Genomic DNA, 26,363 nt, shown 5'->3' with positions numbered 1-26,363 from the left:
CCAGGGCTGCGCGAAGATCGCCGAGGGTGGCGGTCGGTCACTCTAGGTGGCTAGGAATTGGAGTGCCCGGTTGCGGTCTGCGGCGATGTGTTCGAGTGCTTCCTTGACTTTTTTGACGCCGTGGAGCCGAAGGAGGCCGAGAGCGAGATTGCGGAGGATGGCGAGGTTTCGTGGGCCGTTGCCGAGGTGAGCGCGGCAGGCGTCCTCTTGCCAGGCGGTGTCGCGGATGTAATGCACGCGGTTCTCTATTCCCCAGTGCAGGCGAACGTGGGTGTGGATTGCGGCTGGGGCGGCGCGGCCCCCGCGCAGGTTGGTGATGATGAAGGCGTACTCCCTGGTGAGACGGTTACCTTCGAGGTCGAATTCGTCACGGCGGATGACGGCGATCGTCCGAGCAAACGGGAAGCGGATGTCCTCGGCGGTGGTCGTCCAGGTGGTCCACCGCTTGATGCGCCCGTGTGAGCGTTCCTCTTCGTCGTGGCCCGGTGTTTGCTGGAGAAGAGGCAGGCAGCGCTCGAAGACCTGCCGGTAGAGGGTGGGCTGGTTCCTTTTGACGGTTAGGACGTAGTCGATACCGCGTTTGTGGAGCAGGATGGCGGTCCTGAACTGGGTGTGGGCGGCATCGGCGGTGGCGATGGTTCGTCCGCGCTTGTGTTTGAGGATCTTCACCAGGTTCTCGACCTGGGTGGTCTCGTTCGTGTCGTCGGGGACCTGGGTCTGGGCGACGACGACACCTTCTCCGTGGATCATGGCGGCGAACAGCTTGACCTGCTTGTTCCCGGTGGTCCAGGCGCCGCGCAGGACCTTGCCGTCCAGCGAGATCACCAGGTCTCCGTCGTGGTCACGTGTCGCGCATTCGTGCAGCCAGACGCCGACGAGGAGGTCCAGCAGGTCCGCGTCGACATTCGTGAGGACCTCCCGGATAGTGGACTCGCCCGGCGCCACGTATGCCGCGCGGAAGTAGTCGTAGGGTGCACCGATCTGTGCGAGCAGACGTTGTGGAAGGTCGCCTGACCGTCTGCCGATCTGGCGGTAGTTCGCGGCGCCAGCCAGTGTGGCGACGACCGCGACAGCGAGTACGAAATGGAGGTCGTACATCTTTCCGCGGGCCGCACGGAAATCTTTCACCTGACGCAGCATCTCGAGAAGTCGACTGGCTTTGTTCTCGCCGGCCTGGTCATGGCCGCTCGACAGAGCGGCGCCGGTCTGGCATGATGGCATGCGGTGGCCTTCTGGTCAGGGGTTCTGTTTGGTGGAACTTTCATTATCCCGAACAGGAGGCCACTTCTGTAACAACGACAGGCCAGGTTTCAGATAATTCGGCGGCCAAGGCTCGCCAATCGCGGTCCAGCAGATTTCCCGGGTCGGCACACGGCATGCCCGGCTCGATCTACTGAGGCGAATCTCGATCGAAGTGCGCGGGGATAGGACTGACGCGCGCTATCCCGTCTACCGCATCCGGATGCTTCCGCGAGGCAGCTACGTGACGTAGCCAATCATAACTCTGGGCGACCTTCGCGCAGCCCTGGGTGGCGACTGCGTCGATGAGGTGAAGTCCGCGTCCCGTCTCGGTCAGCGGGTCGGTGGCACGGTGGGCTGGGACACCGGGCGCCGCGTCGAAGACTTCAATCGTGAGTCGTCGTCCGGTGTCGGTGAGACGGATCGCGATCCAGTCGAGATAGTGGTCCGGACCGCCGGCCCGGGCTGCCTTGCAGGCGTTCACGGCGTTGGCGACCAACTCCCTGTTCACGAGCCGCGCATCGTCCAGAAGCAACAGCAGCCGCCAGCCCGACAGCGTCGCCTGTGCCTGCCGACGGGCGACGGCCTGCGCGGCCTGTGTCGCGGCCAGCCATCGTACGACCGACCGTGTCACCTTCACCTCGTCACGCACCGTCGGCCGTGGCGGCACGCCGACGGGCAGGGCCTTTGTCGCTGCGCTGGCAGTTGATAGCTCCGGTGTGCGAGGCGATCCGGAGGGCAGTCGATTCGGGTCGCGACCCTCGGGAGGTTCGATGCGGGTCATGAAAGGACGCTCCGGGGCGAGGGAAGGGGCCGCAAGTCGATACCGCTTGGCTCGGCGAAGGTGATCGTCTGGGCTCAGGGGGGCGCCTCGTCGCCAGTGCTGCCGCTTGGCGTGCCACCGTTCTTGCTCGACGTGTCCACCACACATCCCTGGTCGCTGTGGCCCGCATCGGCTGTCGCCGGCAGGGCCCGGCGCACGATCCTCGCCGGCCCGATCAGGAAACCCGGCCTCCGGCGCGGGCGGTACCGTCCACGGCCCGTCCAATGGCAACCAGCCGATGACGGAAGGTAGCGGCCTCCGATAGCCTCATCCTGGGGGTTTGAGTCATCCGCAGTCTGATCAGTCCGGAGGGGTTGCGTGCCGATCAGATCGGTGTTCTTCGACGTGGGCGAGACGATCGTGGATGAGTCCCGGGAGTACGGGACGTGGGCGGATTGGCTAGGGGTGCCTCGGCACACGTTCTCGGCGGTGTTCGGTGCCGTGATCGCGCGTGGGCTGGACTACCGGGAGGTATTCCAGGTGTTCCGGCCCGGGTTTGACCTTGGGTTGGAGCGGGAGCGGCGCGCGGCGGCCGGGCAGCCGGAGTCGTTCGGTGAGGAGAACCTGTACACCGATGCGCGGCCCTGCCTGGCAGCGCTGCGCGCGGAGGGTCTGCTGGTCGGCTTGGCGGGCAATCAGACCGCCCGCGCTGAGGGCATCCTGCGGGCATTGGATCTCTCCGTCGATGTGATCGGCACGTCGGACGGCTGGGGTGTGGAGAAGCCATCGGCGGAGTTTTTTCACCGCGTCGTCGTCGAAGCGGGTTGCCTGGCTGGGGAGGTGCTCTATGTCGGTGACCGGCTCGACAATGACATCCGCCCCGCGCAGGCCGTTGGTATGGCGACCGCTCTCATCCGTCGGGGCCCGTGGGGCCACATCCTTGAGGACCCCGCAGTCGCCGACCGCTGCCTGTTTCACCTCGACTCTCTGACCGACCTACCGGATCTGGTGCGCAAGCACAACGAGGCGAACTGACGCTCCGCAGACGGGAGGTCACGATGCTGGTGACAGTGCTCTGATCTGTCCGTCGATGTGTCGACCGTGCTTGCTGTCTCCCAGCAGTGGCCGGACCGCGCGTACGCGGTCCATCCCGGTCGCGTACCAGTCGGTGGCGAGCGTTTCGACCGCTTGGCCAAGATAGTCAGCGACGCGGTCGCCATCCCGGCCGTGTGCTCCGGCAAGATCGGCGAGGATGACGCTGCGCTGCTTGCTTCCCCGAGCGCCGAGTTGGTCAGCCGCTGCGGCCAGTCGGCGGGCAGCTTCCCGATGATCACCTGTTGTGAGGGCGGCGTAGCCGGCGAAGGAATCGAGACGGGTCGCGTCGTAGAAGTCGAACCATGCGAGATCGCCGGCGTCGTCGGGCAGCGATGCTTCGGCGAGGTCGATCTGGTGGCGGCTGGTTGCCGGGGCGCCGTTTCTGGCTTCGATCTCGGAGGACACGCAGTGCAGCCAGGATCGGACGATGGGGTGGACGCCGTGCCAGCAGTGCTGGAGCGCGGCGGTGATCAGGTTTCGCGCGCCGTCAGGGTCCTGGGTGAAGCCGGGGATGAAGGCCATGTGGCCGAGGACTGTGGCGGCGAGCGCGTGGTCGCCGGTCTCCTTGCTGGCGGCGAGGGCGACTTCGTAGCAGCGGGTGGCGACGGCGGGCTGGCCGAGGTCAAAGAAGGCGAGGCGTCCGGCGAGCAGCGCCGACTGGACCAGCCCGGCGGCGAGAGCAGCGCGTTGCGTGCCGCGAGTGCCGCGTACCAGTGCGACGCCCAAGTGGGTGTGCGCGAAGGACGCCTCGAAGAGCGGACGCGGAGGGCTGTTCCAGTAGAGCTCTCGCTGACCGTTCGCGATTTTCGTGTAGGTCTCGGGGTCCACCTGGGAAGATCCAGCGTGCGGGTCGCCCTCGGCCGATGTTACGGACAGCAACGGGCTAAGCAGGGGTAGCGCCCCCGCTCCGAGCAGCGCGCGAAGGACGGTGGCCCGGTCCCAGTTCACGTCGCCGGCCGCGCCAGACGGCATACCATCCACCCTCCCCATCGTGACGTCAGGGCGCATCGTTAGCTCGGCTGGCGTGAGCAGGCCGAGTTCGCTCGCGGGCTTTCCGAACACGGTCACCAGGTGTTTGCGGTAACGAGGCTCTGGGCGTCGCTCGCCGGTCTCCCATCGCCTGACCGTGTTGGCGCACAGACCGGTGTACGTCTCACCGGCGTGATCCATCTCTATGCCGACACGGCGGGCGACCTCGTCGTGTGACCAGCCACGTTGGAGTCGTTCCCAGGCCAGATTCCGATTCGGGGGATGACGGTTACTCGCCACGCCGCACCTCCAACGCCTTATCGGGCAGGTGTCGTCGACCAGGATGAAGCTATCGGACGCTGCTACCTTCCGTCATCGGCTGGTTGCCATTGGACGGGCTGTGGCTGGTACCGCCCGCGCCGGTGGCCGGGTTTCCTGATCGGGCCGGCGAGGATCGTGCGCCGGGCCCTGCCGGCGACAGCCGATGCGGGCCACAGCGACCAGGGATGTGTGGTGTACACGTCGAGCAAGAACGGTGGCACGCCAAGCGACAGCGCTGACGGCGATGAACAGGGCTTCCGGCCCGCTGGGCCTGCGGCGGCAGTCCGATGAACCGGGCGATGGTCACCGGCGCGGCCGGCTTCATTGGATCCCATCTCGTCGAGAACCTGGTTGCCCGAGGAGTCACGACCGTCGCCGTCGACTGCTGCAAGGTGGCACGGTCGCGTTTTCCGGTCGAGTCCGTCAGACCTGGCTGTGGCTGGAAGCAATGTGGTGCGGCTGTGGGGCGGTCGCTGACCGGCCTCCTGCCCAGTCTCGGCGTACGTCCGCCTGAGATAGGGAGCACGATGGCTACGGACACCCGAAGAGGACGTCCGTCGCCGGTTCTAGTTGCGGGCAGAAGGTGGCCTGGTCAGAGAGGGGACGGAGTCATCCCCCCCAGGGGGAAATTGATGTCCCCCCTATCATCAGTCACCTGCGGCGTGTGTCATACATCGAGCTCTCCTCCCACGGCTCCCTGACAGAGAAGCTTCCCAGGAGCTGCCATGATCCGTGGACCGGTGTTTCCGACGTTCCAGAGTGCCTATCTGGCGGTGCTCGCTGAGGTTCGGAACAATCCCGAGTATTCGACGAGCACACGTGGGAAGACGGCGGTGGAGTTCGCGAACGTCAGTTTCACGATCGCTGATCCGGTCGATCGCACACCCTACCTTGCGGCCCGCAGGACCAATGTGGTCTTCAATCACGCGGAGACGCTGTGGTATCTCACCGGCCGCGAAGACCTCGAGATGGTCGCGCACTACGCGCCCGCGCTAGAGAAGGTGTCCGGCGACGGCCGTACCCTCACCGGCACGGCGTACGGGCCGCGTCTGTTCCGTCCGGGCGGTCCGGACAGGCGGAGCCAGTTCGAGCGGGTGCTCGACCTGCTGCACGCGGATCCCGACAGCAAACGCGCCGCGATGCCGATCATGCGTCCGGACGAACTCGTCGACCCCGACAACCCTGACGTGGCCTGCACCATCGCGCTGCAGTTCATGCTTCGGGACGACCGGCTCCACCTGACGGCCTACATGCGGGGCAACGACGCGGTCATCGGCCTGCTCGGCGACACCTTCGCGTTTACCCTCATCCAGGAGCTCGCCGCACGGCGGCTGGGCGTAGGCGTGGGCACCTACACCCATCACGTCGGCTCGATGCATATCAACGTCCGTTCAACGTCCGTGATCTGCCTCGGGTCGACGCGATGCTGGCCGAGCCGTCGAGTCCGACGTTCGAGGCCGCGGCGATGCCGCCCACGAGCGACGCGGCGCTCGGTCAGGTCGCCCGCTGGGAGCAACGCCTCCGCACGAACGAAGCCGCGTTCACCCCAGGCGACGGCGGCGAGATGGATCTCTACTGGCGTCAGGTGGTGGCGCTGTTCGAGGTCCACCGGCAGATCACCTATGGCGAAGGTCGGGCGATCGCCGCCGAGACGTTGGCCATGCTGCGGCCTGGGCATCGGTGGCTGGTCGAACAGCGCTGGCCCTCGCTGGTTCCGTCCTCGGCCGACCGGTGACCGCCGTCGACTGGACGGCCTGGTCGGTTGTCCTGCTCAAGCCGGACTGTGTGGCCCGGGACCTCGTGGAGGAGGTGCTGGGCTGGATTGCCGCCGAGGCGACGATCGTCGACCAGCGGATCGTCCTCCCGTCCGAAGATCAGATATTCGCGCACTACGCCGACCTGCTCACGACCCGCCGTGCCTACTTCACCTGGGTCGACGTGCCGGCCGACCTGCGCCGCACCTACGTAGGCCAGAGCGTCGGCATCGCGCTCGCGCATGGGCCCGACGTCGCGCGCCGGCTTCGCGAGCTGATCGGCTCCTTCGACCCGTCCCGCGCCGGCGACCAGACCGTCCGCGGCTACTTCGGAACCGACTCGTTCCGCCAGGCCAAGTCCGAAGGCCGCCTGATCGCGAACATCATTCACACCTCCGACGACCCCGCCGGCGCCGAACGCGAGTTCCAGATCTGGTACGGCGCCACCAACGTCCACCTGCTGGACCCCACCGCGCTGGAAGGAAGGACCCAGCCATGACCCTCGGGCCGCTAGACCTCGCCGCTGGACCTCGCCACCTGCCCCACATGCCGGACGCCGACCGGGCATCCCTCGATCCGTACATGGCACTGATCGTCGGCTACCGAAAGTCAGGCCTGTCGCTCAACCACATCATCGGGTGCCCGCTCGACTGCGGGTACTGCGTCCGCCACTTCTGGGGCAACTTCGAGGCCAAGACGCCCCAGCTGCTCTGCTCCACCGACGAGGCCATCGAGCAGCTGGTCGGCCACCCGGCCTTCCGACCGGGCGTCACACCCCTGCAGCTGTTCAACAAGGCGACCGACCCGTTCCTACCTGGCGTCAAGCCTCACCTGTTCTAGGTCCTGGAGGCGCTCGACGACCTCGGCTACACCAACCACGTCCTCGTCATCACCCGGTTCCACGTCGGCGAAGACGACATGGCCAGGTTGGAGAACCTGAAGCATGCCCGGGTCACGCTGCTATTCACGTACTCCGGCATCACCGACGGCCGCGTCGAACCGATCTCCAAGAGCGACATCACCGTCCGCTCCATCCGGATCGCCGCCGAGCACAAGCGCCGTACCGGCGTCCTCCTCTACTGGCGGCCCATCGTGCCTGGCTGGAACGACAGCCCCGACACCATGGCCCAGGTCCTCGACGTCGCCCGCGACGTGGACGCCATCGTGTTCACCGGCTACTACCACAAAGAGCAGAACGCCCACTACCTCCGCGAACTCGGCGTCGACGTGCCATACGCCGACGGCTACGCGCGCCGCAAGGTCATGCCCGACGGGCTTGACGCCCGCGTCGTCGCGGCCTGGCAAGCTAGCGGGACGACCACGCCGCTGTTCCGTAAGACCTCCTGCGGGGTCGCCTACGCTCACAGCGCCCCGGACTACAACGGTCACCGGGGCGTCCGGGAGCTGTGTGACATCTGCCCGGCAGCCCAGGTGCGGCGCTGTGTCGAGGACTACTCCGAGCCCACCGTCGAGCAGGTCGACACCGTGCTCGCGCAGCTCGGGTACGAGTCTGACTACGTGATCGAACCGGGACACATGTGGACCCACGGCCTTGGAGAACAGCGGCGTTACGCTGTGCAGCACACCTTGCGCCATCAGATCTGGGAACTCGACCAGCCGCACCACCTGCACGCCCACGGCCGGTCGCTGCTCGGGCATACCGTCGACCCGGCCCAGAGCGAGGCTTTCCGGACCGTTCGGGCTCAGTTCGAACGAGCCGCACGGTACGAGGATGACTAGCCACCCCCGGAGAGGTCCGGCCCGATGACCGCCCAGCCCTGGCACCAGACGCTCCTCGTCGCGCTCGACCTTGAGGGCACCGGAGCCCAGGACCGCGACGACGAGGCGATCCTTGAGGTGGCAGCGGTGCCGCTGCACGACGGCCATCCAGCTCTCCCGGAAGCGTTCGCGACGCTGGTCAACCCCGGGCGCCCGGTTCCGCGGCGGCCGTGGATCTCCCCCGGGATCAACGACGAGACCCTGCGTACCGCGCCACCCTTCGACCGCATCGCGGCCGAGCTAGCCGCGCGGATCGACGGCCGGTGGATCGTCGGCCACAACGTCGGCGTCGACTGGCGGCTCCTCCGCCGGTACCTCCCGAGTGTCCGGCCGGCGGGACTGCTGGACACGCTCGCGCTCGCCCGGGCCGCCGGCATCGACGGCGGCAGATCACTTACCGCTCTGATCAACCAGGCGGGCCTCGACGGCGGGCTGCGCCTCGCGCTGCCTACCGGACAGCCGCACCGGGCGCTCTGGGACGCGACCGCCGCGGCGTGCCTCCTGGCTTGGCTCGTGGCGAGGTGCTGGCCGCAGCGCTGCCCCACGGTCGACGACCTGCGCATGCTCGCCGGGATCGAGGTCGCTCCGCCGTCGGAGCAGACCAGCCTGTTCTGAGCCCTCGGGACCGCTGAACGACTCGATGACGCATCCCCTCGGACGCGGTACCCGCTCAGTTCGAGCGGGCCGTCAGGCAGCCTTGGGTTCGGGGCCTGGATGGGGGACGCCGGCCACGCGACCCCATGTGTCCAGCATCCGGACGATCTGCCCAGTGACTAGGTCGATGTCCCAGCCAACGTGGGGAACAACGACTCGACCATGCAGACCGCGGCGAGCGGCGCCGCCATCAGCCGCTGCGCCGCACCCTCGGCCCTGAGACCCGGCAGCACCTCCGTCATGTTCCCGTCTCCGGGGCGGGTGTCGACGAGGTGCTGGGCCAGGCCGTGGGGGCGGCTGTGGGCAACGGCCGACAGCGACTTGTAGTACACGTCACCCATGGCCGAGTTGTCCCGTCCCAGCGCATGTGGGGTGCAATTGGACGGTCAGGGGCGCTGAGCTGCGCGGACGAGCACGTCGGGGATCATGACGGGCATGGTGTCGACCGTGGTGTTCTTGCTGGTGCGCAGGCTTCTCGGCGTCGTCGGGCTGGGTTTCCGGCCTGACGAGAAGGACGTCGAGATCGCCGTCCTGCGCCACCAACTGACCGTGCTGGGTCGTCAGGTCGCTCGGCCGCGGTACACCCCGTCCGATCGGATGCTGCTGGCCACCCTCGCCCGGCTCTTGCCCCGCCCGTGCTGGTCGGCCTTCCTGGTCACACCCGTAGCCCTGCTGCGCTGGCATCGAGACCTCGTCCGGCGCCACTGGACATACCCGCAGCGCCGTCGTGGTCGCTGTCTCGAGGATGCGACCGTGCACCTGGTGCTCCGGCTCGCCCGGGAGAATCCTCGGTGGGGCTATCTGCGGATCGTCGGGGAGTGCCGCAAGCTCCAGGTCCGGGTCTCGGCTACCTCCGTGCGCAACATCCTGCGCCGTCACGGCCTTGGCCCGGCCCTCGCCGCGGCGGCGGTCCGAGCTGGTCGCAGTTCCTGCGCGCCCAAGCCCGAGGCGTGTTGGCCTGCGACTTCCTCGTTCTTTAGGTTGGTGGTGGTCCGGCCATGTCTGGCTGGTAGATGACCAGTCTGCCCGCCCGCTCCTGCTTTGCCGCATACATGGCCAGGTCGGCTTGGTGGAGCAGGAGGTCCGGGCTGGCCGGCGCGGCGGCGGGGTCGAGGGTGGCCAGGCCGAGGCTGGCTCGGGGCGTGTAGGGCCGCCCTGCCAGCAGGCAGGGCGCCTGGACCGCGGCTGCGAGCCGTTCACCGACCCCGCGGGGACTGCCGGGGCCGCCGCCGCCGTCGAGGATGACGGCGAACTCGTCCCCCCCGAGCCGGGCGACGGTATCCGCCAGCCGCGTGCCCGCCCGTAGCCGCTCTGCACTGATCTTGAGAAGCTCGTCCCCGGCGGCGTGCCCGAAGGTGTCGTTCACCTGCTTGAACTCATCCAGGTCCAGGAACAGGACGGACAGCGGCTGGGCGTCGCCGACGTAGCCCGTGTCATGAACATCGTGCCCGAGTGCCTGCTGCAACTGCCGGGTGAACAGCGCCCGGTTCGCCAGTCCGGTCAACGAATCATGGAAGGCCTGGTGATTCAGCTGCCGTTCCCGTTCCCGGACCGTGGCCAGCAGCCGGGTGTTCTCGGCCAACGTGAGCATCTGCCGGACCAGCGCCAGCAGCAGCAGCCCGGTCATGCCGTACGTTTCGAGCCGGTCGAGCCGGTCGCCGGTTACCAGCTTGGCGAGAACCAGCAGCCCAGCCGCGCCGAGCACGGCATAGGGCAGGGCCGCGTGTACCCACATCGCCCGCGGGCCCGGCGAAGCAGCAGGGGGGTCGAGCCGCGCGGAGGGCCGGATCGGAACGAGTGCGGCAAGGAAGATCAGCAACCAGGCGGCGAGGAACCCGATCAGGATCCCCGGCGGAAGATCGAGCCTGCCCTGCGCGACGTGGTAGACGTGGGCGTTGCTGGTGAGCGCATAGGCCAGCAGGCCCCCGCTGAGCAACGCCAACACCGCCGGGGAGCGCGGCTGGCGGAAGCTCGCGATCAGCAGGACCGCCGCGGCCAGGATCAGACTGGCGACGAGGTGGGCTAGTGCGAGCAGGAACTGCATGAGGTTAAGTCCGCCGGTGTGGACAAGCACGCCGAGCACCGTTCCCCACTCCAGCAGGACGATCGAACCGACGATCAGGAGGCAGTCCAGCAGGGTGATCGCATGCCCGCGGTACGGCCTGCCCACACTCCCACCCCGGCCCTCCACCGGGTGGGTGGGCAAGGACAGCAGACCCGCCAGCGCCGCCGCATAGGTAGCGAAGAGGACGGCATACCCCGAGGACGCTTGGGAAGCGGGAGAGCCACCGTCCAGCAATATCACCGCCGTTCCGGCGCTGGCGAGCATCGCGCCGCCAGCGGTCAAGCCAATGAGCACCCGCCAGCAGCGCTCCGCCCCGCGAACCCGCCGAACGGTCCAGAAGCAGGCGACCGCGGCGGCGCCTTGGACGGCGGCGTTGACGAGAACGACGGCGATTCGGGCAGGCTGCGCGTCCAGCAGCACCACGAACGCGCTGCCCAGCCCAAGGAGCACCAAAGAGGCGCCGACGGCACACCGGAACAACCGTGGCGTCAACCCCACGGCGGTCGAACGCCACGGACTCGACAAAGCGCTGACGACACTGCGGAGTCCGAACATCACTCGAATCCCCTGGCAAGAGCTTAGCGCAGCCATCCGGACTCGCGCAGTGAGAGCCGGGTGCGAAGGCTGAGGTCGGCTCAGGCCACGGGGTCAGGGTGGCCCGGCCGGTTCAGGCGGTTTGGGTAGAGCCCTCCCGGGAGAACAAGTCGACGATGCGGTCATCGATGCCGGGTAGCTCGGCGAGCAGGTGCCGTTCGTGGTCGGGATCGTGCTGCGTCGCGGCGCGCAGCGGGCGTAGGTCACCCTGTGAAGGCCCGGCGGGCTGGCCTTGAGTCGGCGGGGGAGGAGCTGGGCGAGGCTGGCCAGCAGCATCCGGTCGGACGGCAAAGCCGAACAGTCGACAGTGGCGATGCGCGGCGAGCCAGCCGGGCGGAGGTGGCCAGACCCACGAGTCCCAACCCATGAGCGGTCGTAGTCAGCGCACTAGCCTGCGTCTATGCAACTACAAGGCGCGGACGCCGAGGACGACCTCTCCGTCGCCCGCACTGGGGGGGCCACGCGCCAGGCGTTGCTGGTGACGGCGGAGCGGATGTTCGGCGATCTCGGTATCGACGCCGTGTCTCTGCTGGCCATCGTCAGAGAGGCCGGACTGGGTAACAAGAACGCGATCCAGTACCACTTCGGCAGCAAGGAAGGGTTGATCAAGGCGATCATCCGCTCCAGGGCCGAGCGGATCGAGCAGCGCAGGGCCGAGCTCTTGGTGGACGCCGCGGCGGCGGGACGGCTGTCTGATGTCGGGACGCTCGTCGAAGCGATGTTCCTGCCGGTCGCCGACCAGGTCGACGCGGCCGGCCAGTACACGTTTGCCCGGTTCCTGCTGCAGTTCCTCAACCATCCTGGTTTCCCGGAGGCGATCCCCGGGCCGATGGAGGTTCTCGAGAACCAGCCGGTCACCAGCCAGCTGAAGGTGCTGCTGCATCGGGTCCTGCCGCATCTGACTCCGGAGTTGATCGACTGGCGGGTGATGATGGAGCTTCGCCTGCTCGTCAGCTGCCTGGTCGGGCACGAGAAGGCGAACGAACAGCTGGGCGTGTCGTTCACCCGAGAGCAGCTCGTCCAGGAAAGCCTGAACATGGTGGCGGCCGGACTTGCCGCCCCCGCCTACGCCGACGGCGCCGACCTCGCTCGCGCCCGATCGGGTGCGGCCGGGTCCTAACGACGGAATCGCCGCGGAGCGAGGCGGCGTACCCGACGGATGACGACTTGTCGGCGTGGACGGCTCCGCGCACTTTGAAGTCTGCCCGTCGCGTTCTCCGGCCCGTCGCGGTCCTCGCCACGCTGGTGATCGGCCTCGGCGTGACAGCTCCCGCCAACCCCCGCCGGAGGCCCTGCTCGGCGCGCGGCGACCGACCTGAGTCTGGTCGACGTCTGAGCCGTCGCGACCTCCGAGCGCGAGCGGCGAGCCGAAGCGACTGGCGGTCCATGGCTGGACGCCCAAAGGGCCAGATCAGCGGGCCAGCTCGACAGGTTTCCCTTGATGAGTCGAGCAACCCTATGTTTAAGTAGCACGACTGACCAAAACGGTCGTTCTACTGAAAACCTGGGGAGATCGTCTTCATGGCTACACGCTTCACCACGCCCTTCGGCCGCGAGAGCACCAGCGACGATGTCCTCGCGGGCGTCGATCTGTCCGGTCAGCGGGCGGTCGTGACGGGGGCTACGTCCGGCATCGGCACGGAGACCGCGCGGGCTCTGGCCGCGGCCGGTGCCGAGGTAACCGTGGCGGTGCGAAACGTCGAAGCCGGCAAGCAGGTCGCCGCCCAGATCGCGGCCTCGACCGGAGGCGCCACGGTGAACGTCGCTCCGCTGGATCTCGCCGACCGCTCGACCATCGACGAGTTCACGAGCAGCTGGCGGGGCCCGCTGCACATGCTCGTCAACAACGCCGGCGTGATGATGCTGCCCACCCGGCAGCTCACGCGAGAAGGCGTGGAGTACCACTTCGGCGCCAACCACCTTGGCCATGTGGCGTTGACGCTCGGGCTCTATGCTCCGCTCGCCGCCGCCGGGGGCCGGGTAGTCAGCGTCACTTCCGACGCGCACGCGCACGCCCGCGGCGTCGTGGACTTCGACGACATCAACTTCGACCGCCGCGACTACAACGGCGGTCTCGCCTACGCCCAGTCGAAGACGGCCAACGTGCTGTTCGCCGTCGAGCTGAACCGCCGTTGGGCCGAGGACGGCGTGACCGCCAACGCCGTGCATCCCGGCCAGATCCGGACCAAGCTGCAGCGCCACGTCGAGGCCATGGACCTCCCCGCCGAGGTCAGGGCCGGCATGGACCGGCTGCCCTGGCGCAGCACCGAGCAGGGCGCGGCCACGTCGGTGCTGCTCGCGGCCTCGCCGCTGCTCGAGGGCATCGGCGGTCTGTACTTCGAGAACTGCAACCAGGCGATCGACTTTGACACCGAGAACCCGCCCGCCGAGTTCGACGCTCCCGGCGTCGGGAGCTGGGCGATCGACCCCGAGACCGCGACACGCCTGTGGCGGGTGTCGCTCAAGCTGCTCGCCGGCTGAGCCGCGCCTCCAACGATCCCGAGCAGGTACTCATGCAGCCGCTTTTCTCCGTCAACTCCCACATCGTCGACCCGCCTGATCTCTTCGAGGGGCGGATGCCGGCGAAGTTCGCCGACCAGGCTCCGCGCTACCAGGACAGCGACTTCGGCGGGTTCTGGAAGTTCGAAGACCACATGTCGTTCCTGCACCGGACGTGCTGCATGGCGGGCGCCAAGGACGAGGCGAGCTGGCGCGCCGACGTCGAGGGCTTCAACACCCTAGCCAGGCGCGATCAGCTCCGGCCTGGCTGCTACGACGCCACCCAGCGGGTCGCGGACATGGACATCGACGGCGTGGCCGTCGCGGCCAGCACCTCCGACCCGGCGGGGATGGGGTTCGGCGGCGACCTGTTCGCCAAGACCACGGACCAGGAACTGGGCTTCGCGGCCCTGCAGGCCTGGAACGACTGGTACCACGAGGAGTGGATCTCGGCCGCGCCCGATCGGCTCGTCCCGGTGGGCTACACCTGGTACCGCGACCCGGAACTCGCCGCCCGCGAAGTCGAACGCAACGCCGCGCGCGGGTTCCGGGCGGTCGCCATCCGCAACCCGGCCGATCTCGACGAGCCATGGTTCGGCACCGGCCACTGGGATCCGCTGTTCCGCGCGTGCGAGGAGACCGGGACGGTCGTCGTGCACCACACCGACTCGTTGCCGTGGTGGCCGAAGCGGGGCGGGCCGGCCGGGAACGCCTACCCGTACGGCATGGGCCTGACCATCTACCAGTCAGGTGCGACCGACTTCTGCGCCCAGATCCTCTGGGGTGGTGTGGCCACCCGGTTCCCGGGCCTGAAGATCCTGGTCGCCGAGTCCGGCGGGTCGTGGCTGCCGCACTTCGTTCGCCGGCTCGACTGGAACCTCGGCCACTCGCCGCTCACCCGCGCCGGCTGGCCCGACCCGAACGCGACGCCACTGGAGCTCGTGGCGCGGTCGTTCGCGTTCGGCACTCAGGAGTACGACCTCATCGGTCCGTACACCGAGGAGTTCGGCCTGTCCCGGTGGCTCTTCGAGGACGACTACCCACACATCGAGTCGGTGTGGCCCAACACGCGGGCTGACTTCGCCGCCGGCACCGCCTACCTCGACGAAGCGGTCCGCCAGCAGGTCGCCTGGAAGCAGGCGGCCGAGCTGTTCCGGTTCCCACTACCGGCGAAGCTCCTCGCCGACACGACCGCACGGGGAGCCTGATGAGCGAGGCCGGGCGGCTGAAAACCGTGGGAGTCGTGACGGGAGCCGGCCGGGGCATCGGGCTGGCGTGCGCCGAGCGCATGCTCGACACGGTCGACTTACTTCTGCTCGTCGACATCGACGAACAGAACGTGACAGCCGCGGCGGCGGCTCTGTCGGCCCGAGGGGGGAGCGCGGTCGAGGCGTTCGCGCTTGACGTCACGGACGTCACGGGCCTCGATCGGCTGGCCGCTCGCGCGGCCGAGTCCGGTGAGCTCCGGGCCGTCGTGTCCGCGGCGGGGATCTCGCCGGTGATGGGGGACTGGAAGCGCGTGCTCGACGTCAACCTGGTGGCGAGCGCGCAGCTCAACCGGGTGCTGAGCCGTCATGCCACCCGTCGCACGGTGTTCGTGCACTTTGCCTCGTTGATCCCGTGGATCGGGATCGCGGCGTCCGACCCGGCGACCGACGCGGCGCTCGACGCCGCGATCGAGGACGACTTCCTCGAACGCATCCGCGCCGCACTCGGGCCCGACATCGAAAACGCCGGCCTCGCCTACGCCTGGGCGAAGCGAGGCATTGTCCGCCTGGTCAGACGCGAGGCGGTCCGGCTGGGTCCGGTCGGCGCCCGGGTCTGCTCGGTGTCGCCCGGCACGATCGAGACCCCGATGGTGGCCGCCGAGGAGGCCCAGGACATCAAGGTCGACGCCTTGGTCGAACGCACGCCGCTGGGCCGGCGGGGCCGGCCCGAGGAGGTGGCCGCGGTGGTGGCGTTCCTCGTCTCGGACGAGGCCAGCTTCGTCAACGGGACCGACGTGCTGATCGACGGCGGGATCTGCGCCTCTTACGCCGAGCCTTCCCTGTTCGCCCGGGCAGTGAAGCAGCATTAGGGGGGAGGAGAGTAATGAAGGCGGTTCGAGGGCATGAGGGCCGGCCGGTGGTCGTCGACGTCGACGATGCGCCCGGCTGGGACGACGACGAGCTGCTGACCATGGCCGTGGCCGGGATCTGCGCCTCCGACCTCAACTACCTGCGGCTCGGGACCCGGTTCATCCTCGGCCACGAACTCGCTGGGCGGAAGGCGGACGGGACGCCCGTGCTGGTGGAGGGCCTGTTCGGCTGTGGGGAGTGCGGCTTCTGCCGGGAGGGCCGGAACAACCTCTGCGACCAGTCCACCAGGAAGGCGCTCGGCATCATGCAGAACGGCGGCATGGTGGAGCAGTTCCGGGTGCCGGCCCACAAGGTCCTCGACCTGCCCAAGGGGCTCGACGTCTCGAACGCGTCGCTGGCCGAGCCCGACGTCACCAACGCACCCACGTAAACCGGCTGGCGAGTGACCGCCGGTAGTTCGGCCATGGTTGGGCGAACTCGGCGTCCTGCCCGACGCCATCCCGACGGAAATATCCTTCTGAATATCGTGACGTCACGGTGATGGTTCGACCGAATGTCCTGACCCATTCACGTCCCATCGGTTTATCGTGCGCACATTTCATCGTAACCACATCCCGTCGAATCGAGTCGGGTTCGGTGAATGTGTCGGCCGAATTGCCGACCGTCGTGTCCTTGCGTGGCATTGTTCTTGAGCTGCGCCGTCGGCAGGAACAGGACCAGCATTTCCACGGAGCCGGGCCGTCGCCCGGCAGCTCACCTTTCTACGAAACATGACCATGAGATGAGGGAACATGCAGCATCTGATGACCCCGTCAGGCAGAGCGACGGGGAGTCGGTGGCCGCGGCGGCAGATCGGCGCGTTCTTAGCCATTCCGCTGGCCCTGCTCGTTTTTGTCGCCGCGTGCGGGTCCGACGATTCCGACACCCCCGCGACCGGGGACACGGGCGCGAACGCAGACGTGCTCGGGCCGGTGCACAGGGCGGCCGGCGAACCGGTGAAGATCGGGATCATCTCGGACGGTAAGTCGGCCGCGGTCGACAACTCGGTCCAGTTCGACGTGGCCGCCGCCACGGCCAAATGGCTGAACGAGCGCAAGGGCGGTATCGGCGGCCGGCCGATCGAGCTGGTCAAGTGCGAGACCCAGTCGGACCCCGGCAAGGGCGCCGACTGCGGCAACCAGATGATCGAGGCCGACGTGGTGGCCGTGGCCATCGCGGAGTCGTCGGTCGCCGAGAGCGTCGCGCGGCCGCTCGCCGATGCGAACATCCCCGCGATGTTCTTCGGCGTCGGAAACCCGTCGATCCTGCAGGACACCGAGTCGATGTACACCCTGGGCGACCCGACCTACACGACGCTGCAGCTTCCGATCAACCTCGCGAAGGAACAGGGCACGGACAAGGTCGCGTCGGTCGTCATCGACGTGCCCGCCGCGCTGGACCAGCAGAAGATCGCGCCGGGGGTGTACGCGGACGCGGGACTCGGCTACCAGCTCGTGACCGTGCCGCCGGGCACGGCCGACATGACACCGCAGATGCAGCGGATCGTGGACGGCAAGGCGGGCCTCGTGTTCGTCGTGGGTAACGACTCGTTCTGCATCAGCGCGTTCAACGGGCTGAAGGCCGTCGGGTACGACGGAACGGTCAGCGCGATCTCACAGTGCATCACCGACGCCACCCGCAAGGCGGTGCCGGCCGACGTCCTGCGCGGGATGGTCGTCGCGGCCGTCACACCAGCCGGTGGGAACGACCCGACCAGCGTCCTGTTCACCACCGTCATGAAGGCCTACGGCAAGGACATCGACCTCACCGCGACCAGCCCCAGGACCATGTTCATCACACTCTCGGGCCTCCAGACGGCGCTGGAAGGAATCTCCGGCGATATCACCCCGGCAACCGTCAACGCCACCATCAAGGCGATGCCGGAAAAGGCGCTCCCGGGCGCCGCCGGGCTGCGATTCCGCTGCAACGGCAAGGCCGTCGCCGGCTCACCGGCCGCCTGCGTGCGCGGCGGGCTGTCCACGACCCTGGACACCCAGGGAAAGCCCACCACGTACCAGGTCCTCGGATACTCCCCGATCACGGACTGACCAGCGGCGACCGAACGGCCGAGCTCCCGATCGTATAAGCGGCTCCTCTTCTGACCAGATGGCCCGGCGGACGGCCGACGCGACCGCGTCTCGACGAGGTCGCGTCGTGCCCGTTCTCCCCTAAGACGCCGCCATACAACAGCAAGGAGAGCGTTGATGAGCGCACCAGCGGGACCCAAAGGCCCGCTCGACGGTTTACGCGTCATCGACTGGACGGTCTGGCAGCAGGGGCCGGTCGCCGCCATGATGCTCGGCGACCTCGGTGCCGACGTCATCAAGATCGAGGAACGGCGGGTCGGCGACGGTGGGCGGTCAATCTACGCCCTGGCCGGAACCGCGACCAGTTCCTACTTCGAGACCAACAACCGCAACAAGCGCAGCGTCGCGGTCGATCTGAAGACACCGCGAGGCGTCGAGATCGTCCGCTCCCTGGTCGCGGACGCCGACGTGTTCCTGCACAACTTCCGGCCCGGCGTGCCCGAGAAGCTCGGCCTCGACTACGACGCCCTGCGCGCCGTGAACCCACGCCTCATCTACGGGGAGGCCAGCGCCTTCGGCTCGGCGGGGCCCGACCTGTCCGTGAGGCGGGCCGTCAGCTTGGTGTGTGGAGTCGCGGCGCGGTTTGGAGGGGAACTTCCGGGGCGATGCGGCCGGTGAAGGTGTGGGTACCTGCCCCGACGGTGGCCTCCTTGGCGCCGGGGACGCGGACCAGTGCAGTGGTTCCGGGTGGCACCGTGGCGTCAAGGGTGAGGTCGTTGCCGTCTCGCCGCCAGTGCACGGACGCGCGGCCGTGGGGGGTGTCGAGTTCGGTCTTTGCCCAGGTGAGCCCGCCGCCGGGCTGTGGGGCGATGAGGAGTGTGCGATAGCCGGGCTCGAGTGCCGAGATGCCTCCGACGACGCGGTGCATCCAGTCGCCCACGGCTCCGAACGCGTAGTGGTTGAAGCTGGTCATCTCGCCGGGATTGATCGAGCCGTCCGGCAGCATCGAATCCCACCGCTCCCAGATGGTGGTGGCGCCCATCGTCACGGGGTAGAGCCAGGACGGGCACTCGCGTTGCAGGAGTAATTGGTAGGCGTCGTCGAGATGGCCGGTCCGGGACAGCGCGTGAGTGAGGAAGGGCGTGCCGGCGAAGCCGGTGGTCACGTGGTGGCCGGCCTCGGTGACGAGCTCGGCGAGGCGGGCACCGGCGCGGGCTTCGTCCTCAGGCGTGAGGAGGCCGAAGGCGATGGCCAGGGCGTAGACGGCGCTGGCGTCGCTCTGTAGGCGGCCGTCCGCGCTCACATAGTGCCGGTTGAAGGCCGTCCCCAGGTCGGCCGCCATCGTCTCGAACTCCTGCTCCTCGGCGGGCAGCCCGAGTGCCGCGGCGGCTCGCGAGACGAGGACGGCACTGCGGTAGGCGCAGGCGGTGGCGACGACGTAGGGATCGGACTTCCCCTGCAGGGGATTGTCCGGCGGCGCTGTCGGATCCAGCCAGTCCCCGAGCTGCAGGCCGCCCTCGAGCAGGCCGCGTTCGGACAGCTGGGAGCGCACCAGTCTGGCGTGGGCGGTCATCGACTCGAACTGGTCGGCCAGTACGCGGCGATCCCCGTAGGCCTCCCACACCGCCCAGGGCACCCAGACAGCGGCGTCGCTCCACAGCGCGAGGACGGTGATCGCGGGACAACCGTCCGCTGCTGGCGGTTCGGCCAGACTGGCGAGGTTCTCGTACTTGAAGTTGTCAGGCACGACGATGGGGACCTGTCCGGCGGCTGCCTGTTCGACGGCGAGGTCGGCCAGCCAGTCGCGCAGGAAGTCGTTGACGTCGAAGAGGTAGGTGGCGGTCGGGGCGAAGGCGGCCAGGTCGCCGGTCCAGCCGAGGCGTTCGTCGCGCTGCGGGCAGTCGGTGGGTACGTCGACGAAGTTGCCGCGCATCGACCAGACGATGTTGTCGTGCAGCTGGTTGAGCAGCGGTTCGGAGCATGCGAAGTGTCCGGTGCGCCGTAGCCGCGAGCCGACCACCACTGCGGTGATGTTCGCGGCGAGGTCGTCGGTGGTTCCCGGCCAGTCGGCGACCTCGGCGTACCGGAAGCCGTGGAAGGTGAAGGTCGGCTCGAAGAGGTCGTCGCCGCCGCTGCACACGAACCGGTCGGTGGCCTGCGCGGTCCGCAGCGGGCGGGTTCCGAGCTCGTCGTGTTCGAGCACCTCGGCGTGGCGGATCGTGATGCGCCGTCCGGCGGCGCCGGTGACCCGCAGCCGCGTCCAGCCGACGAGGTTCTGGCCGAAGTCGACCAGCGTTCTTCCGCTGGGTGAGATCCAGACCCGCTTCGGTGCGCATTCCTGCTGGCGGCGGATCGGGGGGCCGATGTAGGGGACGAGTCGTTTCTCGTCGAATCCTTCCAGGACGCGGACGCCGCCCCAGCCGTCTGATCCGGCCTCCGGTGTCGACCAGGCGGGGTCGAGCCGGCGGGTGTCGATGGTCTGGCCGTCGTACAGGTCGTCGTCGAGGATCGCGCTCGGCCCGGACTGCCATCGGGTGTCGGTGGCCACGGTCTGGGTGAATCCGTCGGCATAGGAGAGGTGGAGTTCGGCGAGCGCGCCCCGCTGGTCGCCGTACAGAGCCCGGCCGCCGGCGAATCCAAGCCTGCCGCGGTACCAGCCGTTGCCCAGCGCTATCCCGAGGACGCAGGACGGCGCGACGAGCCTGGTGACATCCCATTCGGCGTACCGCAGGCGCCACTCGTAGGCGCTCCAGCCGGGGGTCAGCACGTCCTCGGAAGCGCGGACGCCGTTGATCCATGCCTCGCACACGCCGAGCGCCGTGATGCGCAGGACCGCCGAGGTCAGGCCCCCATGGCCTGTTTCCAGAGTGAAGGTTCGGCGTAAGAGCGGCGCGCTGGCCAGCTCTCGGTCTGGCGTGATCATTTTCGCGGTCCACCCGCGGGTGATGCTCATCGTGGTTCCTGTCCTCCTGGCCCGACGACGGGGACCGGCTCACCGCGCGTGATGCCGCTCCCGTTGAAGGCGTCGACGGCCACCCAGTAGTCCTCGCCAGCCGTGAGTGCGGAGAGATCGAGTTCGGTGCGGCCGTGAACCTGCCAGCAGTGGTACAGCCGCTTGGAGCTAGGCCCGAACCGGACGTTCGCGCCGTCGGCGTCATCCGCGCCGGTCCAGACGACGCGCGCGTCGCGGTCGGTCATCCGGGTCGCGCGCGCGATCGCGGGACAGGGCGGCGGGCCGTCGCGGTGCCCGAACACCCGCAGGCCGCTGACCGCGATCGGGCCGTCCCACGGCTGGGCGTGCGAGGTGAGCCGGAGGTAGCGGGCCTGGGTCGGCCGATCGGTCACGACGAACGCGTGCGGGCTGTCCAGCTCCTCGCCGCGGCGGTCCGTGAGCAGGGTCCAGAAGGATCTGTCGGTGGAGCACTCGAGGACGAACTGATTGGGCTGGGGGCGGATCTCGATCGCCCGGGAGATGCCCATGGTGGTGGTCGACTGGCCGCGCCTGGGCCGCGGCTTGTGCCGGCCGGCTTCGTGGTCGGCGAAGTTGACCTGGACGGCGTGGACGGTGGCGCCGTCGCCCAGGTCGACGGTCAGCCGGTGGCCGGGGGCCCGGTCGGCGGCGACCCACCAGGTCCGCACGTTCTCGTCGACCGCGAGCTCAGGGCCGTGGCCGGGCAGCGCGGACGTGGCCGTTACGGGCCTGCCGTTGGACAGCAGCATCCAGCCGGGTGACGCCTCGGTCCAGGGGTCGAACGGTCGGTCGTGGACCAGGATCGGGTGGTCGGCCAGTTCCTGGTTCGTGAACAGGGTGCCGTCCTCGTCGAACCCGGCGGGGAACAGGCCGATCCGCCGCTCGAACGCGTGGTTGACCGACACGCGCATCGTCGAGGCGTGCCACCAGTTTCCGTGCCTGTCCTGGAACGTGCTTCCGTGGCCCGCTCCGGTGATGAAGCCTCCGGGCTTGAACGAGAAGGGACTGTCCGGGGCGTAGGCGAACGGACCGAGCGGCGACGAGGACGTGTAGTAGCCGTCGGCGTAGGTGTTCGCCTCCGTGGCGGGGGCCGCGTACTGGAGGTAGTAGATATCCTGGTGCCTCGTCATCCACGCGCCCTCGATGAAAGGCGCGGGGCCGATCAGCTTCGCCCGCGGGCCGGTACGGGTCCGCGGGTCGTGGTTCTCGCCCGTGCGCTCCCAGCCGTGTCGCCCGGGGTCGCCGCCGAAAAGCCGGACGGGTTCACTGACCGGGGTCAGCGTACGGCGGTCGAGTTCGACTCCCCGCAGCGGCGCCCGGTTGGAGCAGCCCCAGTACAGGTAGACGCGCCCGTCGTCGTCCTGGAACAGGTTCGGGTCCCAGAAGGCGAACGTTCCCGGCACCTCCTCGAAATGTCCGGACAGCGGGTCGTCGGTGCGCCAGAAGGAACACCGGCCGCGCATCCGCGAGGCCGTGAACACCAGTTTCCCGTCGATCTCCCGCACGTCGGGGGCGTAGTCGTGGACCGGGAGGCCGGCGGTCTCCTGGAACTGCCAGGCGGTGAGATCGTCGGAGTGCCAGAACCCGCCCGACATGGATGCGAACAGGTAGAAACGGTCGCGGAAGAGCACGATTCTGGGATCCGCGGCCTCTCGAAAGACCTTCCGGCCGAAGCCGGCCGTTCGTACGTCCTGATAACGGTAGGGCAGATCGATCGGGTTGCAGATCGCTGTGGTCATGCGCGTTCTCCCGGGACACCGGCGGCCGCGGCCGTGGCCGGCCCGTCCGTGGCCGGCCCGCCCGTGATGCCGACGCCTGTCATCGTGGGCGGGCGGTTCGTCGGGCCGGTTTGAGACCGCGTGACCTGCTCGGCCAGGCGCCGGCGGGCGGCGCGTCGCTCGGCCTGCAGCCGCGGGTCGGGAACTGGCGCGGCGAGCAGGAGGCGCTGCGTGTAGAGGTGCGTGGGCTCGGTGGTGACCTGGCGGGCGTCGCCGATCTCGACGATGTCCCCCCGGCGCAGCACGGCCACCCGGTGGCTGATGCGGCGCACCACGGCGAGGTCGTGGGTGATGAACAGGTAGGCGACGCCGGTGCGTTCCTGGATCTCGATGAACAGGTCCAGCACGCGGGTCTGGTTGGTCAGGTCGAGAGCGCTGACGGGCTCGTCGCAGACGACGAGACGGGGGGAGCGGGACAGCGCCCTGGCGATGGCGATGCGCTGGCGCTGACCGCCGGAGAACTCGCGCGGCAGCCGTCGGGCGGCGTCGGCCGGCAGGTGGACCTGGTCGAGCAGGTCGCGGATCCGCTGGTCTGCCTGGCTTCTGCTCACCCCGGCGACCAGGAGCGGCTCGGTGAGGATGTCGCCGACGGTCCGTGCCGGGTTGAGGGAGCTGTACGGGTCCTGGAAGACGACCTGGATGGCGGCGGAGAGGTCTCTGCGTTCCTGGCGGCCGAGGCGCGTGATGTCCCGTCCGGCGAAGACGACGGTGCCCCCGCTGACCGGGACGAGGCCGAGGATCGCGCGGCCGAGGGTGGTCTTGCCGGAGCCGGACTCGCCCACCAGGCCGAGCGTCTCCCCCTGCCGTACCGACAGCGAGACCTCGTGCAGGACACGCTGGGGCCTGGCGCGGAACCCGGTCCCGGGATACTCGACGACGACGTCCCGGCAGGACAGCAGCGGCTCGGTCATGGCGCGCTTCCGTCGACGGCCGCGGCGGCGGGGTAGGGCCCGCGCGGGGGAGCGTTCTCGAGGGTGGAGCCCAGCAGCGACCTGGTGTACAGGTGCCGCGGACTGGCGAACAGCTCGGTCGCGGCCGCGGTCTCGACGATCCGGCCCTGGTGCATGACGGCGACGGTGTCGCAGATGTCGGCGACGACGCCGAAGTTGTGGGTCACCAGGACCACTCCCATGTTCCGCTCCTTCTGCAGGGAGCGGATGAGGTCGAGCACCTCCGCCTGGATGGTCACGTCGAGGGCGGTGGTGGGCTCGTCGGCGATGAGCAGGTCGGGATTGCAGGAGACCGCGCCGGCGATGAGCACGCGCTGGGCCATTCCGCCGGAGATCTGGTGGGGGTAGGCGTCGAGGACGCGCCGCGGGTCGACGATGCCCACCCGGTCGAGCAGGTCCAGCGCGGTCCGCGTCGCCGCCCTGCGGGACAGGCCGAGGTGGCGACGCAACGGCTCGGCGAGCTGGCTGCCGACGCGGAACGACGGGTCGAGGTTGCTCATCGGCTCCTGCGGGACGTAGGCGATGCGCCGGCCGCGCAGGTCGTTGAGGTGCCGCTCGTCCAGCGCCCGCAGGTCGGTGCCGTCGAAGTGGATGCCGGTGGCGGTGACGATGGCCGTGGTGGGCAGCAGTCCGAGCACGGCGAACGCCGTCTGTGTCTTGCCGGACCCGGACTCGCCGACCAGGCCGAGCACCTCACCCCGGCGCACCGACAGGGTGACCCCGTCCACGACCGTCGACGTCCCGGCCGGTGCCGGGTAGGCGACCCGAAGGTCCCGCACGACGAGAAGCCGGCCGCCTTCCGGTTCCGGCGCGGGGGCCCGCGTGGCCGTGGCCACGGCGCCGCTCTCGCCGCCGGTGGCGCCGTCGCCGGCCCGGCCGTCGCCCGTGGCCGGCCCGCCCGTGGCGCGACGGCCGGTGAGCGTCGCGCGGGACGGGTCGAGGGCGTCGCGCAGGGCGTTGCCGAGCATGGCGAACGCCGCGGTCGTTACGGCGAGCGCGACACCCGGCCAGAGGATGAGCGCGGGCCTGTCGTAGATGCGGGTGAACGCGTCGTTGAGCATCGCGCCCCAGCTGGGCTGGGTGGGCGAGCCCAGGCCGAGGAACTCCAGGCCGGCCTGCAGGGCGATGCCCACGCCGAGCATGTAGGCGGCTTGGATGATCGTCGGTGCCTGTACCACCGGAAGGATGTGCCTGCGGATGATCCGGGCGTCCGAGAGCCCGGCCACCCGGGCCGCGTCGACGTAGGCCTCCGTGCGGACGGCGCTCGTCGAGGCCCGGACGAGATGGAACACCCCGGGGGCCAGGAGCACGCCGAAGATCGCCATCGCGAGGTAGGTGTTGGGCCCGGCGACGGCCAGGACGACGAGCAGGATGATGATCGCCGGCAGGGCCATGACCAGGTTGACCAGCCAGCTGGCAACGCTGTCGAACCAGCCCGCGAGGTAACCGGCCGTCAGGCCGGTCGGGACGCCCACGGTCAGCGCCACGGCGGTGGCCAGGAGTGTGCCGAGCAGGCTCGTCCGTCCGCCGTACAGCAGGCGGGCGAGTACGTCCCGCCCCACCCCGTCACCGCCGAGCGGGTGCTTGGCGCTGATCGGCGCCAGCGTGTCGGCGATGTCCGCGGACGACGGGTCGGCCGAGGTGAGCAGGGGAGCCGCCGCGCTGGCGACGACCACCAGCCCGAGCACGACGAGGCAGACGACCGCCGTGCGGTCCCGCAGGAGCCGGCGCCACAGTCCCACCCGCGCCGCCGGCCCGTCGGGGGCGGCAGGGGCCGGCGTCGGCGTCGGAACGACGGGTTCGACGCTGGACACGCTCATCGCACACGCACCTTCGGGTCGAGCAGCCCGCGCGCGATGTCGAGAAGGATATTGACGACCACGACCAGCACAACCGTCACCACGACGACACCCAGCACGATGGGCTGGTCCCCCTGGGAGGCCGCCGTCGTGGCCTGGCTGCCCAGGCCGGACAGGCCGAACACCCGCTCGACCACGACGGAGCCGCCCAGCAGGCCGATGAACAGCAGCGCCAGCACGGTCAGGGCCGGCGGTGCGGCGTTGCGCAGCGCATGTCGAAACAGCAGGCTGCGCGAGCTCAGGCCGCGGCTGCGCAGCGTGCGGATGAAGTCCTTCTCCAGCACGTCGAGCATCGAGCCGCGGATCTGCAGGGCCATCGAGGCGGTCGCCAGGATCGCCAGGGCCACCGCCGGCATGGTGACCGAGCGCAGCCAGTCGAGCGGCGCCTCGGTGAGGGGCACGTAGCCCGTCGCCGGGAGCAGCTTCCACCTGACACCGACGAACAGGGCCAGCACCAGCGCCACGAGGAAGCTCGGTATCGCCGCGCCCACGACCGCCGTCAGCTGCACGGCCTTGTCGAGCCAGCCACCCCGGACCGCCGCGGCGACCCCTGCCACGGCGCTCACCACCGCGGCGAGGACGAGGCCCACGAGGACCACCGACAGGGTGACCGGCAGCTCGTTGCCGAGCAGCGTGCCGACCTGGTCCCCCGTAAACCACGAGGTGCCGAAGTCCCCCCGCACCGCATGGGACAGCCAGTCGCCGTACTGGGTGACCAGCGGCCGGTCCAGGCCGAGCTCCCGCGACTTCTCGGCGACCTGTTCGGCGGTGGCCTGCTGGCCTGCGGCGGCGCGGGCAGGGTCACTGCCGGTGATCCGCAGCAACAGGAAGGTCACCGTCACGACGACGAGGACCAGCACGATGCCGGCGACCGCGCGGCGGATCAGAAAGGACAGCATCGTTCCTCCTCGCGGCCAGGGAGGGCGGCA

At 69.1% G+C, this 26,363-nt stretch carries 25 protein-coding genes and 1 pseudogene; 16 read left to right on the top strand and 10 right to left on the bottom strand.

Annotated features, from left to right (window positions below):
* Positions 1–42: 42 nt before the first annotated feature.
* Together QOZ89_RS25565 and QOZ89_RS25560 are read right to left on the bottom strand one after the other, a co-directional pair.
* Entirely contained in the window at positions 43–1,221 is a 1,179-nt protein-coding gene (locus QOZ89_RS25565; protein WP_312623925.1) for an ISAs1 family transposase, read from the bottom strand.
* 169 nt (positions 1,222–1,390) lie between these two features.
* Positions 1,391–2,023: an ATP-binding protein gene (locus tag QOZ89_RS25560; RefSeq protein ID WP_312625776.1), complete on the bottom strand. Its 633-nt coding sequence runs from the start codon at positions 2,021–2,023 to the stop codon at positions 1,391–1,393.
* A 357-nt stretch (positions 2,024–2,380) separates the two neighbouring features.
* On the opposite strand from QOZ89_RS25560, the gene QOZ89_RS25555 reads away from it, so the two are divergent.
* Positions 2,381–3,037, top strand: a complete 657-nt coding sequence (locus QOZ89_RS25555; RefSeq protein ID WP_071048100.1) for an HAD family hydrolase — start codon at positions 2,381–2,383, stop codon at positions 3,035–3,037.
* Between the two features lie 18 nt (positions 3,038–3,055).
* Here the strand turns inward: QOZ89_RS25555 and QOZ89_RS25550 are convergent, their stop codons facing one another.
* Positions 3,056–4,366: a helix-turn-helix domain-containing protein gene (locus QOZ89_RS25550; RefSeq protein WP_491723672.1), complete on the bottom strand. Its 1,311-nt coding sequence runs from the start codon at positions 4,364–4,366 to the stop codon at positions 3,056–3,058.
* A gap of 308 nt (positions 4,367–4,674) precedes the next feature.
* On the opposite strand from QOZ89_RS25550, the gene QOZ89_RS47620 reads away from it, so the two are divergent.
* The 7 genes and pseudogenes from QOZ89_RS47620 to QOZ89_RS25520 all read left to right on the top strand — a co-directional run bounded on the left by QOZ89_RS47620 (position 4,675) and on the right by QOZ89_RS25520 (position 8,535).
* Complete coding sequence (locus tag QOZ89_RS47620) at positions 4,675–5,088, top strand: NAD-dependent epimerase/dehydratase family protein (RefSeq protein WP_116271475.1); 414 nt, start codon at positions 4,675–4,677, stop codon at positions 5,086–5,088.
* A gap of 24 nt (positions 5,089–5,112) precedes the next feature.
* Positions 5,113–5,709 (top strand): annotated as a pseudogene (locus QOZ89_RS47615) (thymidylate synthase); the annotation flags it as partial.
* Between the two features lie 101 nt (positions 5,710–5,810).
* The gene (locus tag QOZ89_RS25540) at positions 5,811–6,122 is read left to right on the top strand and encodes a hypothetical protein (protein ID WP_198543189.1); all 312 of its coding nucleotides are present in this window, start codon (positions 5,811–5,813) and stop codon (positions 6,120–6,122) included.
* On the top strand, positions 6,119–6,640 hold the full coding sequence (locus tag QOZ89_RS25535; protein ID WP_116271476.1) for a nucleoside-diphosphate kinase: 522 nt from the start codon (positions 6,119–6,121) through the stop codon (positions 6,638–6,640). Before QOZ89_RS25540 ends, QOZ89_RS25535 begins: the two co-directional genes overlap by 4 nt.
* On the top strand, positions 6,637–6,981 hold the full coding sequence (locus QOZ89_RS48380) for a hypothetical protein (RefSeq protein ID WP_198543191.1): 345 nt from the start codon (positions 6,637–6,639) through the stop codon (positions 6,979–6,981). Before QOZ89_RS25535 ends, QOZ89_RS48380 begins: the two co-directional genes overlap by 4 nt.
* A gap of 78 nt (positions 6,982–7,059) precedes the next feature.
* Positions 7,060–7,881: a hypothetical protein gene (locus QOZ89_RS25525; RefSeq protein ID WP_312625771.1), complete on the top strand. Its 822-nt coding sequence runs from the start codon at positions 7,060–7,062 to the stop codon at positions 7,879–7,881.
* A gap of 24 nt (positions 7,882–7,905) precedes the next feature.
* Positions 7,906–8,535 carry a 3'-5' exonuclease gene (locus QOZ89_RS25520; protein ID WP_071048101.1) on the top strand — a complete coding sequence of 210 codons (630 nt, stop codon included), beginning with the start codon at positions 7,906–7,908 and terminating at the stop codon, positions 8,533–8,535.
* A 158-nt stretch (positions 8,536–8,693) separates the two neighbouring features.
* On the opposite strand, the gene QOZ89_RS25515 is transcribed toward QOZ89_RS25520, so the two are convergent.
* Positions 8,694–8,915 (bottom strand): hypothetical protein, encoded by a 222-nt coding sequence (locus tag QOZ89_RS25515; protein WP_071048102.1) that lies wholly within the window; start codon positions 8,913–8,915, stop codon positions 8,694–8,696.
* Positions 8,916–9,021: 106 nt separating this feature from the next.
* On the opposite strand from QOZ89_RS25515, the gene QOZ89_RS25510 reads away from it, so the two are divergent.
* Positions 9,022–9,591, top strand: a complete 570-nt coding sequence (locus QOZ89_RS25510) for a helix-turn-helix domain-containing protein (protein WP_241841632.1) — start codon at positions 9,022–9,024, stop codon at positions 9,589–9,591.
* Here QOZ89_RS25510 and QOZ89_RS25505 read toward each other — a convergent pair.
* Positions 9,551–11,194, bottom strand: a complete 1,644-nt coding sequence (locus tag QOZ89_RS25505; RefSeq protein WP_312625764.1) for a diguanylate cyclase domain-containing protein — start codon at positions 11,192–11,194, stop codon at positions 9,551–9,553. The genes QOZ89_RS25510 and QOZ89_RS25505 overlap by 41 nt on opposite strands.
* Before the next feature lie 439 nt (positions 11,195–11,633).
* Between QOZ89_RS25505 and QOZ89_RS25500 the strand changes: the two genes are divergently transcribed.
* The 7 genes from QOZ89_RS25500 to QOZ89_RS25470 all read left to right on the top strand — a co-directional run bounded on the left by QOZ89_RS25500 (position 11,634) and on the right by QOZ89_RS25470 (position 18,554).
* A complete protein-coding gene (locus tag QOZ89_RS25500) occupies positions 11,634–12,353 on the top strand; it encodes a TetR/AcrR family transcriptional regulator (protein WP_312625762.1) in 720 nt (239 codons plus the stop codon).
* Between the two features lie 401 nt (positions 12,354–12,754).
* Positions 12,755–13,714, top strand: coding sequence for an SDR family NAD(P)-dependent oxidoreductase (locus tag QOZ89_RS25495; protein ID WP_071048105.1), 960 nt, complete (start codon positions 12,755–12,757; stop codon positions 13,712–13,714).
* A 32-nt stretch (positions 13,715–13,746) separates the two neighbouring features.
* The gene (locus QOZ89_RS25490; protein WP_071048106.1) at positions 13,747–14,940 is read left to right on the top strand and encodes an amidohydrolase family protein; all 1,194 of its coding nucleotides are present in this window, start codon (positions 13,747–13,749) and stop codon (positions 14,938–14,940) included.
* Positions 14,940–15,809 (top strand): SDR family NAD(P)-dependent oxidoreductase, encoded by an 870-nt coding sequence (locus QOZ89_RS25485; RefSeq protein WP_312625756.1) that lies wholly within the window; start codon positions 14,940–14,942, stop codon positions 15,807–15,809. The genes QOZ89_RS25490 and QOZ89_RS25485 overlap by 1 nt, the downstream gene beginning before the upstream one ends.
* Before the next feature lie 14 nt (positions 15,810–15,823).
* Positions 15,824–16,240, top strand: a complete 417-nt coding sequence (locus QOZ89_RS25480; RefSeq protein WP_312625755.1) for an alcohol dehydrogenase catalytic domain-containing protein — start codon at positions 15,824–15,826, stop codon at positions 16,238–16,240.
* A 361-nt stretch (positions 16,241–16,601) separates the two neighbouring features.
* Entirely contained in the window at positions 16,602–17,897 is a 1,296-nt protein-coding gene (locus tag QOZ89_RS25475) for an ABC transporter substrate-binding protein (RefSeq protein WP_071048107.1), read from the top strand.
* 156 nt (positions 17,898–18,053) lie between these two features.
* Positions 18,054–18,554, top strand: coding sequence for a CoA transferase (locus tag QOZ89_RS25470; RefSeq protein ID WP_071048108.1), 501 nt, complete (start codon positions 18,054–18,056; stop codon positions 18,552–18,554).
* On the opposite strand, the gene QOZ89_RS25465 is transcribed toward QOZ89_RS25470, so the two are convergent.
* The 5 genes from QOZ89_RS25465 to QOZ89_RS25445 are packed head-to-tail and all read right to left on the bottom strand — an operon-like array spanning position 18,490 to position 26,333.
* Positions 18,490–20,829 (bottom strand): family 78 glycoside hydrolase catalytic domain, encoded by a 2,340-nt coding sequence (locus QOZ89_RS25465; RefSeq protein WP_312625753.1) that lies wholly within the window; start codon positions 20,827–20,829, stop codon positions 18,490–18,492. The genes QOZ89_RS25470 and QOZ89_RS25465 overlap by 65 nt on opposite strands.
* Positions 20,826–22,586, bottom strand: coding sequence for a family 43 glycosylhydrolase (locus tag QOZ89_RS25460; protein ID WP_312625751.1), 1,761 nt, complete (start codon positions 22,584–22,586; stop codon positions 20,826–20,828). Before QOZ89_RS25460 ends, QOZ89_RS25465 begins: the two co-directional genes overlap by 4 nt.
* Positions 22,583–23,536: an ABC transporter ATP-binding protein gene (locus QOZ89_RS25455; protein WP_083418430.1), complete on the bottom strand. Its 954-nt coding sequence runs from the start codon at positions 23,534–23,536 to the stop codon at positions 22,583–22,585. The genes QOZ89_RS25460 and QOZ89_RS25455 overlap by 4 nt, the downstream gene beginning before the upstream one ends.
* Positions 23,533–25,395 carry a dipeptide/oligopeptide/nickel ABC transporter permease/ATP-binding protein gene (locus QOZ89_RS25450; RefSeq protein WP_083418431.1) on the bottom strand — a complete coding sequence of 621 codons (1,863 nt, stop codon included), beginning with the start codon at positions 25,393–25,395 and terminating at the stop codon, positions 23,533–23,535. Before QOZ89_RS25450 ends, QOZ89_RS25455 begins: the two co-directional genes overlap by 4 nt.
* Positions 25,392–26,333, bottom strand: coding sequence for an ABC transporter permease (locus tag QOZ89_RS25445; RefSeq protein WP_071048111.1), 942 nt, complete (start codon positions 26,331–26,333; stop codon positions 25,392–25,394). Before QOZ89_RS25445 ends, QOZ89_RS25450 begins: the two co-directional genes overlap by 4 nt.
* Positions 26,334–26,363 lie beyond the last annotated feature (30 nt).

The sequence above is a fragment of the Pseudofrankia coriaricola genome (assembly GCF_032027725.1).
Taxonomy (GTDB): Bacteria; Actinomycetota; Actinomycetes; order Frankiales; family Frankiaceae; genus Pseudofrankia.
This window is presented reverse-complemented; position numbering and strand designations above follow the sequence as displayed.